The organism is Microbulbifer agarilyticus, from assembly GCF_020171345.1.
GTDB lineage: Bacteria > Pseudomonadota > Gammaproteobacteria > Pseudomonadales > Cellvibrionaceae > Microbulbifer > Microbulbifer agarilyticus_D.
In genome coordinates, this window is record NZ_JAIUZM010000002.1 from 528,580 (window position 1) to 541,577 (window position 12,998).

The 12,998-nt window shown below is 52.1% G+C and carries 9 protein-coding genes; 3 read left to right on the forward strand and 6 right to left on the reverse strand.

Annotation, left to right across the window (positions count from 1 at the left end):
- The first annotated feature begins 302 nt into the window (after nucleotides 1-302).
- A complete protein-coding gene (locus LCM31_RS09400; RefSeq protein ID WP_224869456.1) occupies nucleotides 303-2,492 on the forward strand; it encodes a M3 family metallopeptidase in 2,190 nt (729 codons plus the stop codon).
- A 69-nt stretch (nucleotides 2,493-2,561) separates the two neighbouring features.
- Here the strand turns inward: LCM31_RS09400 and LCM31_RS09405 are convergent, their stop codons facing one another.
- The 5 genes from LCM31_RS09405 to LCM31_RS09425 form a co-directional block, all read right to left on the reverse strand.
- Nucleotides 2,562-3,713, reverse strand: coding sequence for a low temperature requirement protein A (locus LCM31_RS09405; protein WP_224869457.1), 1,152 nt, complete (start codon nucleotides 3,711-3,713; stop codon nucleotides 2,562-2,564).
- A 68-nt stretch (nucleotides 3,714-3,781) separates the two neighbouring features.
- The gene (locus LCM31_RS09410) at nucleotides 3,782-4,381 is read right to left on the reverse strand and encodes an SOUL family heme-binding protein (RefSeq protein ID WP_224869459.1); all 600 of its coding nucleotides are present in this window, start codon (nucleotides 4,379-4,381) and stop codon (nucleotides 3,782-3,784) included.
- 196 nt (nucleotides 4,382-4,577) lie between these two features.
- On the reverse strand, nucleotides 4,578-5,975 hold the full coding sequence (locus tag LCM31_RS09415) for an MFS transporter (RefSeq protein ID WP_224869461.1): 1,398 nt from the start codon (nucleotides 5,973-5,975) through the stop codon (nucleotides 4,578-4,580).
- A 128-nt stretch (nucleotides 5,976-6,103) separates the two neighbouring features.
- The gene (locus LCM31_RS09420) at nucleotides 6,104-7,429 is read right to left on the reverse strand and encodes an MFS transporter (RefSeq protein WP_224869463.1); all 1,326 of its coding nucleotides are present in this window, start codon (nucleotides 7,427-7,429) and stop codon (nucleotides 6,104-6,106) included.
- A 51-nt stretch (nucleotides 7,430-7,480) separates the two neighbouring features.
- Nucleotides 7,481-8,494 (reverse strand): DUF1838 family protein, encoded by a 1,014-nt coding sequence (locus LCM31_RS09425; protein ID WP_224869465.1) that lies wholly within the window; start codon nucleotides 8,492-8,494, stop codon nucleotides 7,481-7,483.
- 227 nt (nucleotides 8,495-8,721) lie between these two features.
- Between LCM31_RS09425 and LCM31_RS09430 the strand changes: the two genes are divergently transcribed.
- Both LCM31_RS09430 and LCM31_RS09435 read left to right on the forward strand, forming a co-directional pair.
- Nucleotides 8,722-11,325: a TonB-dependent receptor gene (locus LCM31_RS09430; RefSeq protein ID WP_224869467.1), complete on the forward strand. Its 2,604-nt coding sequence runs from the start codon at nucleotides 8,722-8,724 to the stop codon at nucleotides 11,323-11,325.
- Nucleotides 11,326-11,401: 76 nt separating this feature from the next.
- On the forward strand, nucleotides 11,402-12,070 hold the full coding sequence (locus LCM31_RS09435) for an NAD(P)-dependent oxidoreductase (protein ID WP_224869470.1): 669 nt from the start codon (nucleotides 11,402-11,404) through the stop codon (nucleotides 12,068-12,070).
- Nucleotides 12,071-12,090: 20 nt separating this feature from the next.
- Here LCM31_RS09435 and LCM31_RS09440 read toward each other — a convergent pair whose 3' ends face one another.
- Entirely contained in the window at nucleotides 12,091-12,777 is a 687-nt protein-coding gene (locus LCM31_RS09440) for a TetR/AcrR family transcriptional regulator (RefSeq protein WP_224869472.1), read from the reverse strand.
- Nucleotides 12,778-12,998 lie beyond the last annotated feature (221 nt).

A 12,998-nucleotide genomic window follows, 5' to 3' on the forward strand; every position in this document is an offset into this window, starting at 1 on the left:
GCACATTAAAACGTCGTTCCTATTGTGGTGATAGCGGTAATTGAAACTGCTGTGGTCAGTGAAGCAGTGAGGTCAATGGAATACTTTCTGGGTTGGAACGACCGAAATAGAGCTATTGCTGACCATTCAAGAATGCCAGACTCCTCTTTCCTGATTTTTGTGGAAATATGAACAAAAACAGATAATTAGGGTCTGTGAGGCCTACGGAGAAAACTTTAAACGGCTGCACCAGCAGCTCTGTTTGGCCCCGATTTCGAGATTGTAGATTTTCTTACTCGTTTTGACGTATATCGGAGAATGACATGCGCAAATCTCTTCTAGCTGTAGCCATCGTGGCCATTGCAGCCTGTTCCGAATCGCCCAAGAACGATTCTTCCACTTCGGCACAGGCCCCGGAAGTAGAAAAAACTCAGGCGGCGAGCGACGTGACTGCTCAGGCAACCCAGGACAACCCGTTGCTGGCTGCCAGTGAGCTGCAATACCAGGCTCCGGATTTCAGCCGTATCAAAGACGAGCACTTTGAGCCTGCATTTGAGCAGGGTATGGCGGAGCACCTGCAAGAAATTGAGGCGATTGCTAAAAGCTCCGAGCCGGTAACCTTTAACAACACCATTGTGGCGATGGAAGAAGCTGGTCCGCTGCTGACCCGTGTATCCCGTGTGTTCTTTAACTTGGTTGGTACCGACAGCAACGAAGCCCGTCGTGCGCTGCAGAGCAAAATGGCTCCGCGCCTGGCAGCCCACTCTGACAGCATCTACCTGAATGCCGACCTGTTTGCCCGCGTGGAATCTCTGTACAACCAGCGCGTAGCATTGGAGATGGACCCGGAATCCGAGCGCCTGCTGGAAGTCTATTACGATAACTTTGTTAAGGCGGGGGCGAAGCTCTCCGCTGAGCAAAAAGACACGCTGCGCGCGCTGAACGAAGAGCACTCCACGCTCACCACCCAGTTCAGCCAGAACCTGCTGAAGCTCAGCAAGGCGATCGCTGTTGTGGTTGATGACAAGGCGGAACTGGAAGGCCTCTCCGACGCGCAGATCAAGTCTGCCGCCGCAGCAGCCAAGGCGGCGGGTCACGAAGACAAATACCTGATCAGCATTACCAACACTACTCGCCAGCCGGTACTCACCTCGCTGAAAAATCGCGAGTTGCGTCAGCGTATCTGGGAAGCTTCTGCAAATCGTGGTACTTCCGGTGAGCTGGATAATCAGCCGCTCGTACAGCGCCTGGTACAGATCCGTGCGCAAAAGGCTGGCCTGCTGGGTTACGACAACTGGGCCGAGTACCAGCTGGTTAACACCATGGCGGAAAAGCCGGAAAGCGTGATGAATATGCTTAATTCCATGGTGCCGGCGGTGGTGAACAATACCAAGGCTGAACAGGCTGCAATTCAGGCGATGATCGAAAAAGAGGGCGGCGATTTTGACGTCCAGCCCTGGGACTGGGCTTACTACGCGGAAAAAGTACGTCAGGCGAAATACGACCTGAACGAAAACGAAGTGCGTGAGTACTTTGAATTCAATCGCGTGCTGCACGATGGCCTGTTCTACACCATGAACCGTTTGTATGGCATTCGTTTTGAAGCCCGTCCGGATCTTCCTGTATACCACCCGGATGTGCAGGCGTTTGAACTGTTTGATCACGATGGCAAGAGCCTGGCAATTTTCTACGCTGACTACTTTGCCCGCGAAGGTAAGCGTGGCGGCGCCTGGATGAGTGCATTTGTTGGTCAGTCTGGCCTGCTTGAGCAGAAGCCGGTTGTGGTCAACGTGATGAATATCCCTAAAGGCCCGGAAGGTGAACCGACACTGGTGAGCTTTGACCATGTAACTACGATGTTCCACGAGCTGGGCCATGGTATTCACGGTATGTTCTCTGATGTGCGCTACCCGACCCTGGCCGGTACCAGCGTATCCCGCGACTTCGTTGAGTTCCCGTCTACCTTCGAAGAAGACTGGGCAAGCACGCCGGAAGTTCTGGAAAACTACGCCTTCCATTACAAGACTGGCGAACGTATTCCTGACGAGCTGCTGGCCAAAGTATTGAAGGCGAAGAACTTCAATATGGGTTTCGACACCCTGGAGTACATGTCTGCTGCACTGCTGGATATGGAATGGCACTCCCTGCCTGCCGACTCCGAGCTGCAGGACGTGGCCGCGTTTGAAGCCAAGGCGCTTGAGAAGCATGGTGTAGACCTGCCTGCGGTACCGCCGCGCTACAAGTCTACGTACTTTGCCCATTCCATCGGCGGTGGCTACTCTGCAGGTTATTACGCGTACATGTGGAGTGAAATCCTCGCTGCGGATGCGTTCGCTTACGTGAAAGAACGTGGTGGTCTGACCCGTAAGAACGGCGACTGGTACCGTAAGAACATTCTTGAGGTGGGTAACTCTCGTCCGCCGATGGAATCTTACAAACAGTTCCGTGGTCAGGAGCCGACTACAGATGCGTTACTGATTCGCCGTGGCTTGAACCCGCAGAGCGAGAAGTAATTGGCGAAGGCCGCGCAGGAATGCGCGGCCTTTTTTATTTCCCTTATTGCGCTCCGTCCGCTGAGTGCATCACTGGTTGCGTGGTACGAGGTAATCCTTTACTGGGTGGCGTCGGAACATGCGAAACGACATCACCACGTAGATCAAGGAGCCGGCGCTGATACCCATCAGTGAGAGCTGGATATTTGGCAGGAAAGTACTGCCCACCGTAATCGCCAGACACACCGTTGAATTGAGAATGATTCCCTTGCGCCAGGGCGGAAACAGCTGCCAGTAAGGCAGTTGCTTGCCGACATAAAATGCCACCATGCCGCAAATTGCCAAACGGTTGAACGTAACCCGGTTCATGTCGTCGACGATGGTGTACTTGATCATCTCTGATAGCAGTAGAAGCCCCATGCAAAGCAAAAGGTGGGATAACGTCAACAGGTTGCCCGATGACAGCCTTGAAGCGCGCTCCAGTAGTGGGAATGCATCGTAATAGATCCACCAGAAGCCCCAGGCCATAGCAAAACCCGCGACCGCAGCGCCTACCCGCAGTGGAGTCCAGTCGACCTGGGAAAGGCTGCCAACAATGGAGATTACCGACTCACCCAGTAATATGATGATCATCAGTCCAATGCGTTCCACTAGGTGAGAGCGGTGCACTGGATGTTCGCAGGCATTGTGGCGTAAGCACCCCTGCCAGCAGATGTCGATGACGATACCCAGATAAAACACGATGTATTGCGCAGGACCTTCCAAAAACAATGCCGCACCGCTAACCAGTGCGCCGGTGGTGATTGCATCGCCAATTTTCCGGGCGCAGTTGAGTTCTCGCTTCTCCTTGCGGTATACGGCGAAATACATACCTGCCAAAATCCAGCGGATCACCACATAAGTCAGTACGTATTTGTCGAAGTCGACAGAAAGTGTGCGTTCGGAGTAGGTGGAAAGCAGAACTACCAGCGCCATGATTAGCAATGCAATGAACCGGTGGGTACGGTCATCCTGGTCAAAGCGGTTCGCGTAGAGTGTGTGGGTCATCCAGATCCACCACACGGGAATGAATATCAGTGGAAAACGCAGTAGCTGTTCAACGGTTAGATGGCCGTGCACTGTATGCGCGAGATCGGTGGAGACCGCGCTGATAACGGCGACAAAAACCAGATCAAAGAACAGTTCGAGCCAAGTAGCTCGCCGGTTGTCAGATTGGGATAGCGTGCGATCCGTGGCAGGCATGGGGCGCGGCTACATGCTCAAGGTGGACGATAGTAGTGGCAGAAAGGGCGCTGTCATCAAACGGCCCGTTAGGTTCTCGGCTGTACTTCAATGGCAACCTCGTTGATCCGCATCAGCGGCAGTGAGAAGGGCGAGTTATAGCGGTTGAAAATGGGCGTGTCTTTTATGGTAAACCCTGCTGCACGCAGCGCCTCTAACAGCCTGCGCTCTTCAGCGCGATAGCGCTCCTGGCTCCAGCCACCGCGATAACGACGAACGGCCATCACTCGCTCGGGAATTTGTCGCAGAGTCACTGACTGATTGTTCGGCTTCGGCAGCGTTTCCATGGTGTACTCCGCTGGCATGAAAAAATTCACCCGGTAGCGTTGCTTGCCGTTTGGGCTCGGTTCTACTGTAGTTTCCGCAGTGGGTTGCTGTGCCACTGGTGCGGTCATTGCGATCTTTTCACTGGCCTGTTGTTGCACTGGCGCAGTCATCGACATTTTCTTTTGGCTTAAATTGTTACCGAAGATGTAGTCCGCCAGTATGCGGAAGGCCAAACCACTGGCATTTTCGAAAGTGGATTCCACTTCGACCTCGGCGACGATCTGCGGGGCATAACGTCGCAGCTCAAAGTCCGAATGTGTCTCAACTACCGTGTGCTGAGGTGTTTCTATTGCCGAAGCCATGGCTGCTCCCAAAAATCCGATTAGGGCAATTCCGAAACGTACCACTTGCCGCATGATGGCTGCCTCCCAAAAGCGCTTCATTTCAGGATAGTACGGGGTGGCTGTTGGATCGGATTGCTATCTGGCGCTGCGACTATTTCGAGGTTGTACACCATACCCAGAGCAGGGATCGGGCAGTCAACGGTCGCAGTAATGCTTATTGGGCGGGTTTTGGGCTAGGCTTATGACGCTTTCCACCTACATACAGCAGGCAAACGATTAGTCCGGCCAGCGCTAGATAGGCATTCACCGTAAACGCACGATCAATTCCTGTAGAAATATCTGGTGCCATGGCCACAATCGTCGTATTCATGCCGAGCCCGATGGCACCGCCGGCAATCTGGAACATATACAGGATGGCACCGGCGAGACTCGCGCGACTCGGATGTACCACGGTGATGGCGGCGGTTGTGATGGTTGAGTAGAACAGGCCGATGCCGGCACCCAGCACCACCATGCCAAAGATCAGGGAAGAATACTGGGTATCTTTGGTTAAATGGGAGAGCAAATACATGCCGCCTCCCAGACAAATCGCCCCCGCCGAAACGATGGTTTTCGCCCCCAGCTTTTCATACAAATGCCCGGAGATAAACGACATGAGGCCGAAGGTGACCATCATCGGTAGCAGGCCCGCGCCTGCACGCATGGCGGAGTAATCACGGACTTTTGTAAGAAACTGTGGGATATACAATAGCGCCGCGAAGAACACTACGGATAGCAGCAGTGTCGCGAGGCCTGCGGCAAAGAACTTCCGGTTGCTCGCCACATCTTCGGGAATCAGCGCATTCATTCCCGCCCGTTTTTCAACGTGGAGAAAAACGGCCATAAAGATGAGAAACCCGCTGAGCAAACCGATAATCAGTGGACTTTTGAAGCCTACGTCTACCACCATATCCAGGGCCAGCAGCAGGCCAAACAGTGACAGGGAGAGGCTCGCAACACCGCGGTAGTCGATGCGCTCTTTTAGGGCTTCGGGGCGCTCGTCCGGGATTTCCTTCCAGCAGACAAATAGGGCGAGTGCGGCAATGGGTAGATTGATAAAGAAGATCCAGCGCCAGCTCAGGTAGTCAGTCAGTGTCCCCCCAAGTAATGGGCCGATGGCGTTGGCAACACCGCACACCGTCATAATGAGCCCGCCAGCCAGACCCGCGCGATCGTCGGGCATAATCTGATACGTCATTCCAAGTACGGCAGGCCAGATCATAGCCGCGCCAATACCCATTAATGCGCGCGACACGAGCAGCATTGAAATGTCGACCGCCAGACCGCCAAGCAGAGAAAATACACAGAAGATAAAGGTCCCGAGAAAGAACATGCGCCGGCGCCCAAGCATATCCGCAAGGCGCCCTCCTGAGATAATCAACACCCCGAACACCAGTGCATACCCATTGATGACCCACTGGGTAGTGGTGATATCGGAGTGGAACTCTTTTTCCATGGCGGGCAGCGCCACAGAGAAAGCGGTAAAATCATTGGCAATTAGGAAGATGGCAAAAGTAAGAGCCGTGAGGCCAAGGAACTGCGACCTAGACAGCGGGGCTTTGTTTTCTGTCATACTCTGTTGCCTGGGGTGTCGCAGATGATTGTCGGACGCAATGGGTGAGGCTTACAAAGTTTGGTTCAAAACTGGTGCGTTGTACGGGCGATTTTCCTATTAATGGCAATATGTAACCCACCCACAGGCTATACCTGTGGGTCAGCTTTCAGAGTCGTACTGGGTTCCACGGATGATTTACTTGTACGCAAGCGCAAGGCCAGTGCCCAAAGCGCGACCACGAGCGCAAAAATACCAAATAATACAAACGGACCGGATTCACGCCAGCCGTCAAACAGGTAACCGCCGACCTTGGTTGCGATCAAGATCCCCAAAGCCCCGGTAAAATTGAACACCGCAACTATTGGGCCCCGTAGGGATTCGGATGCGCGTTCATTGATTAACACACCACTGGCGATGATGCAGCCGACTTCACCCATTCCGATAAACACCGCACAGATCATCATGGCATGACTAAACGGGTCCGTAACAAATCCGGTCGCCACATAGCCCAACGCCGAAATGAGCAGGGCAACCACGAGAGCGCTGACGCGATTGAGTTTGTCCGCCATCATGCCAAATAACGGCGCGGTCATAAGCGCTGTACCCTGGGCGATCACTACCATATTTGCCGCTTTCTTTAATGCTTCGGAAGTCTCCAGGCCCATGACTTGTGTACCGTAGTTGGTGCCCCACAGGGCAAAGAAGGTACCTACAATTGCCAGATTTCCGCGAGCAACGAAAGATGCGCCATATGCGAGAGCAATGGTTGGGTCCTTGGCTGCCGCGAAACCTTGCGTCAATTGTGTTAGTGCTGGTTGCTTTTTCTGAGCCGAGGTAGGCCAGTCACGACGAAGACCCAACCACATGTAAATCGCGGCAACCATACATAAGGCAGCTCCCACAAAATATGCCAGTGTTCCTGCTGCGATAGGGTCATAGCCCTGCGCTTGAAAAATGCTTGGCAGGCGTAATAAAAGAAAAATAGTGAATACAGCACCGAGTCCATTCATAAACCCCTGAATACCCGCTGCTTTGCCTCGTGATTCGTCTGCAAAATAGTCACCGATCAAAATCACTACGATACACGTGATGGCGGCTAGACCGCTGGCGCAGATAATCCTTGCCAGTAGAACACCGGCATAGGAGTTGGATAAGGGGAACGCAACGAGACCAGCCGCAGTCAATAAAAATCCGATCACCATTACTAAGCGCCGCCCACGACGGTCTGCCATAGGCCCGAATATCAATAGGGAGATCATCAAGGCAATCTCACCCCAAAAGCCCAAATCACCTGCCAGTCGGCCGTGCTCCGATTCCGGAATATTAAGGAATTCGATAAACAAATAACCGAACATCTGCGGTGCGAAGGTCCCCATGGCAATGAGCAGGAAGCTCGCCACATAAAATGTGATGATGTGTCGGGGCATGGTGTTTTGCGATGGATTCAGCCAAAGAAATCGTGATGTTGTCATATTTTTTAGATCCCGATAGCAATGATCTGGGTTGGCGATCTTTAAACTGCGTTACTCATTGACTGTTTCTTTGCCGGGTTTCTGGGGTAATTGAGTATTGACCTCAGGAGCAACATCTCTCGCATAGGCCTCCCAGGTTCCGATGGGAAAACCATCATCCCAGTCGGTGCAGGGCTCTAGATATTCCGGGTGATACTTCTCCGTATACTCCAATACCGAACGCGGAATATCTGAATATCCGTTATTCGACTTGTGTGAATTCATTCGTCCAAAAAGCACCCCATCGATGCCGCTTTGGCCCATCTTCATCCATGGCCACCATGGTGAAATTCTGGAAAAACCAGAAGAGAATGAGGCAGAAGGTGTATCCCGATCCAACATTTCGTGCAGCGGTGATGAAAAGGTAAAGTGCTCGGAAGGGTTTATGTAGGTCCCTGTACTCGCTTTTGGCCAGAATTCTGGTGTGACAGGGTTCCGGTAACGATGCGTATAGTCCCACTCGAGTGTGATGTTATTCCCAAACTGCTGCCACGGCAGGATAAACGGCACCGAGCCATCTTCGTTCACGATCGCGGTGGCTTCATTCATTAGAGTAGGGGGATCGTCGCCGTCACCCATATTAAACTTGGGCATCACCGGTGTGAGCTCGCCGCGAATACGGTCATTAAGGAAGTTATAAACTTCGACACGTTCTCCCGTATAGGGGTTTAACCAATCCCGTAGGATTTTTCCGTTTGTCGGATCGTAGAAATACCCGGTTTCTTTACCTCTGAGTCTCACATGACCGTTGGCGAGCAAGCGCGCCTGAAACTGTCCGAGCCCACAATAGCCAAATAATGGCTTCGCCCTTTGGGTGCCAACCAAGCCGAACATCAAGCCATGAAATGCTGAAAATACCGGCTTGTCGTCATAGGTTGCCCACAACTTTCCAAATGCATAAAGGTTGTCTTTGGCGTCATTCCAGTCGAGAGTTTTTGCGGTGAGTGGAATCTGGCTCCGTGGAGAAAATTGATATTTGTCATTTTTTCGCAGAAACCGCCGCAATAAATTCGAGAAGTCGCTCATGATACTCAGCCCTTTTGAATGGTTCCCATTCGATATTTGCCGTGAAATCTGTAACTGCAAGACGGTGTGGTAAGGATGTGCGAAATAAATTTTCACTCGAGTATTGCGTTATGCGTTGGACAAGTCAATAATTTGTGAACCTGAAGTCACAAGGTGACGCATTTAGCCGAAGTTTTGCTTTATGCCCCACATGAGGTTCCGATTTTTATAAGAAGAGGAGCATTGGGATGTATAGCTTTAAGAAACATGCACTGGCTGCCGCGGTAGCTGTGAGCATTACACCGATCGAAATTCTTGCTCAGTCATCGAGCGAATCCGTTGAGGGCGTAGAGGAAGTTGTCGTGACTGCCCGCCGTCGGAGTGAGAGCCTGCAAGAGGTTCCTATCTCCATTTCACCAGTGACATCGGAAGAAATCCAGCAAAGGGCCTACTCGGGTCTTGAAGACATTGCTGCGGCTACTTCCGGCTTCACCTACGAAGGGTTCTCTACCAGCGGTACTAACGGGAATGCCGTAATCCGGGGGATGGCCCAAACGTTCACCACCGCGCGGACCCAAAACGTTGCCTTTTTCCTGAACGGTATCCATCTGCAGCGACAAAGCATGATGAATTTCGGCCTTGTTGATATGGAGCGTATTGAAGTGGTCAAGGGACCGCAGAGCGCCATGTATGGCCGTAACGCGTTCGCGGGTGCGGTGAATTATATTACTAGTCCTGCAACTGATTCCCTGGAGGCAAGTGTCTCGGTAACGGCAGGTTCCGATGAGCGCCGGGATATCAAGGCGCTGGTCAGCGGCCCTATCATTGAAGATTTACTTTACGGCAAGATCAATGTGGCCGATTCGACTTATGATGGGCATACCCGGAATGCGCATCCATTTGCGGACGCGGATGTGCCGGGGCCACATACCAACGGCAAGTTGGGCGGCTGGGAAGATCAGACGATTTCCGTCGCACTGGAATTACGCCCCTCGGAAAACCTGGAAATAAAGCTGGATTATTATCGCGCCGAAATTGAGCGCGAGTCTCAGCCATATTATGTGATGTCTGGTATCGCGAATAATGCTTGGGGCTTCACTGCCTATAGTGATATGAACTGTAATCCGGTAACCCGTATGTCGTTCCTTGGGTTCCCGATGACCGCGAACAGCTGGTGGTGCGGAGAAGTGCCTTCTGCCCCCACTACCGCCACGGACAACGTCTTGGCTCCCTTTGCGCCCGATGACACTGGCCATAATGCAATTACTGTCGACCCTCGTTCAATCGGGGCAGTAGCGGAGACTGACGTTACCAGTCTCGCACTGAATTACGATTTTAGCGATAGTCTTTCGTTTTCTTACCTATTTGGCCGAACTGGCAGTGATTCACTAACCAATGGCGGTTCGGCAGATCGCGATCCGCTCACCGGCGTTGGCACAACCTGGGATACATTGATGTTTCCTGTACCCGGTGGAGGCATGCAGGTCGTACCACAGATCGCGTATACCAACAGCTTTAGCGGTCGCCCGATTTCTACCCTGGAAAGTGACTCGCACGAGTTGCGTCTGAATTTTGAAGGGGAGACATGGGAAGGCGGAGCCGGTGTCTATTACAGCAGTATCGACGATGAGAGCTATGACCTAACGCTGTACATGCCGCTCTGCTCGACATTCAACGCCGGCTACGATTACGGAATATCGGGCCAGGCAGCCTGTAGTCTGCCGGCGGATGGAAGTGTCGGGTCGCCGCTTATGGGTGCGCCTGACCCAGTTTCGCAACGCCTGGGAATGTGGCATGGCGCTGAGTCTAAGCATACCTTGTTCGATGACAATGTGTTCGCCCTGTTCGCAGAGGCTGCGTACTCACCAACTGAAAGCCTGACCCTGCGCGCGGAGATGCGTTATACCGAAGAAGACAAAGGCATCAGACGCTTAACCGATGGCTTCGGTGTGCCCGCAAGCCTGCCGTTTTCTGGTGTTGTCATTCCAGAAGATCAGGAGACCTTCCATTACTTTACCCCTCGTTTAACTGCGGAGTATCAGGTAGACCCCGATCACTTTGTTTATGCCTCGGCTGCAATGGGGGTTAAATCGGGTGGGTTTAATAACACCAATGATGTAGCCAAGCTCACATATGATGAGGAGCAAAACTGGACGTATGAACTTGGCAGCAAGAATTCCTTTCTGAATGGTACATTCCAGTTGAATGCCGCACTCTACATGATTGATTGGGAGGACTTGCAGACGTCGCAGGCGCCAACTACCGGAACCGTTGGAGATACCATCCTAATTGCCAACACGGGCGACGCAGAGTCAATAGGCTTTGAGATCGATGGTCGTTGGTTGCTCGGTGATAACTGGAGCAGCGACTTCGCCATGGCGTGGGCAAACCCTGAATATGATGATGGTGTGGAGTATGAGGAGGGTGCGCGCTTCATCAACAGTGGATGCCTCCAGCCGATTATGGTTACGCCTGATCAGCCAGTTCCCTGTGGTGACCCCGACGTGGGCGGGAATCAGTTGGCGCGTACCTCCGAGTGGCAGGGTAGTGTCGGTATTAACTATCAGGCGGAAGTGTTTAATGGCTGGTCGCTACTGGCCCGTTTAGATACTAACTATCAGTCGAAGCAGTATGTGACCCCGCTCAATTTGGCGCATACCGGAGATAGGGCGATTACGAACGCGAATGTCTCTCTGTCAGCACCAGAGAACTGGCGATTCAATATCTGGGGTAAAAATGTCCTCGACGAAGAGTACGTCGGGGGTGTTTTCGTCTTGAGTCAGTTTAACAAGATGATTATCGCTACCGGTATGGGACCGTCGTATGGAGCCACCGTTAGCTACGACTTCTAAATCCACTATGCCAGGAGGGCAAGCTGCGAGGTGCCGCAGCTCTGTCCCCTGGCATTTTTATTTGTGGTGAATAGCTATGGATAAGCTGGTCGAAGGAATTGGAGAGGAATCCCAGAAGCTCATCGTATTTGGGGCGTCTGGAAGAACAGGGCAGCACTTTGTAAAACAGGCTCTGGAAAAAGGGTATTTCATAACCGCGTGTGCGCGAAATCTGACTGCTATTAAGATAGAGCATCAGAGGTTGCGTAAAGTCTATGTGGATATTCATGATATGGAAAGTGTCGCACAGGCGTTTAAGGGCGCGCATGATGCGGTCGTACTGACACTTGGCATTTTTCATAAAACGAATGAAACACCGCTGGCGGACGGTACGGCGAATATTATTCGTGCGATGAAAGAGAAGGGGCTGCGGCGATTGCTGATGGTCTCTTCTCTGGGCGTCGGAGAAAGTCGTGGTCAGGGTAATTGGGTTGTCGCATTGGTTACTCGGTTTATCCTGCCTTACGTACTACGCGACAAAGAGGTGCAAGAGACGTTAGTAAAACAATCAGATCTCGACTGGACTATTCTTCGGCCGCCGCAACTTTTGGGCAAGGACGTGACCCGGCCATACCAAATTTGGCAGGGAAGACCCACAGCCACAAGTGTCCGTTGGAAAGTGTCGACGGGTGATACTGCTCGTGCGCTTTTGCAGCTGGTGCAGGATGATCAGTCCATTGGCTGTGCTTACCAAATTTCCTATTAACCCGAAGCTTTTATTTGCACTTAATCGTCAAGGAATCGATCTACCAGCATATCGGTGACCTTGGCGATGCGTTTCCAGCTGGAATTTTTGGTTAGGTCCATGCCGAAGCAGTTAGGGCTGGCGACTTCCCGCATACACAAGTAATTTGTCATGCAATAAAAGACGAAGGCAAGGGAAACCAGATCCTCTTTGTGGTCGGTATCGATTTCGCGAAAAATCTCGGTCAATTCCCGTGCAATACGATCACTTGCATCCTCAAGGATGACGGTGATCTCGCTAGGGTGCATTAACTCACTGGCCATGATTCGCGTGATGACGGGCCTTTCACGCAGTGCCGCAATGTAATTGTGCTGTACCAGCCTAAACTGTTCCTTAACCGACAGTTCCGCAAAAGCTGGGATATCTCCGCCAATGAGTTCTTCCGCAGTAGGCCAGTTTGCACTGCGCTCAATCCATGCTTTGACTAAGCCCGGGAGCCCTCCAAAATAGCGGTAGATCAACTCCTTACCCACGCCGGCTTCTTCTACAACACTGTTGACACCGATTCCGTCAGGGCCGTCGCGAACCAATAATCGTTCACAAGTGTCGATTAACAACTGTTCGGTTGCCGGGCGGTTGCGTTTCGTATTCTCTCGCCTGGGAGCTGGTGCTCTCTTTTTAGTGCGTGCTGGTTTGGTGGGGGTCGAATTATCGGATTCTCTAGTCATAACACTAAATCAGGTTGGTTTTGTTCTTTGAGCCAGTGCCACATCGCCTTTCATACCTGTTTTATTCCACATTCTTTCCGCGGTCAATATCCCGTTATTGATCGGGTGGCGCGCTACTCCACCTGCGAAAATATCTTTTGATAAATGTCATTTCTTGCTGCAATCTTACCATCTATAGTGACTTTGAAGTCAATTGTATTGACTTTCAAGTCACCAGAGGT

What these genes read in the sequence shown, in the direction of transcription:
- LCM31_RS09435 (WP_224869470.1), top strand. Translation starts at nt 11,402, where the DNA reads ATGGATAAGCTGGTCGAAGGAATTGGAGAGGAATCCCAGAAGCTCATC.
- LCM31_RS09400 (WP_224869456.1), top strand. Translation starts at nt 303, where the DNA reads ATGCGCAAATCTCTTCTAGCTGTAGCCATCGTGGCCATTGCAGCCTGT.
- LCM31_RS09415 (WP_224869461.1), bottom strand. Translation starts at nt 5,975, where the DNA reads ATGACAGAAAACAAAGCCCCGCTGTCTAGGTCGCAGTTCCTTGGCCTC.
- LCM31_RS09440 (WP_224869472.1), bottom strand. Translation starts at nt 12,777, where the DNA reads ATGACTAGAGAATCCGATAATTCGACCCCCACCAAACCAGCACGCACT.
- LCM31_RS09425 (WP_224869465.1), bottom strand. Translation starts at nt 8,494, where the DNA reads ATGAGCGACTTCTCGAATTTATTGCGGCGGTTTCTGCGAAAAAATGAC.
- LCM31_RS09405 (WP_224869457.1), bottom strand. Translation starts at nt 3,713, where the DNA reads ATGCCTGCCACGGATCGCACGCTATCCCAATCTGACAACCGGCGAGCT.
- LCM31_RS09430 (WP_224869467.1), top strand. Translation starts at nt 8,722, where the DNA reads ATGTATAGCTTTAAGAAACATGCACTGGCTGCCGCGGTAGCTGTGAGC.
- LCM31_RS09420 (WP_224869463.1), bottom strand. Translation starts at nt 7,429, where the DNA reads ATGACAACATCACGATTTCTTTGGCTGAATCCATCGCAAAACACCATG.
- LCM31_RS09410 (WP_224869459.1), bottom strand. Translation starts at nt 4,381, where the DNA reads ATGGCTTCGGCAATAGAAACACCTCAGCACACGGTAGTTGAGACACAT.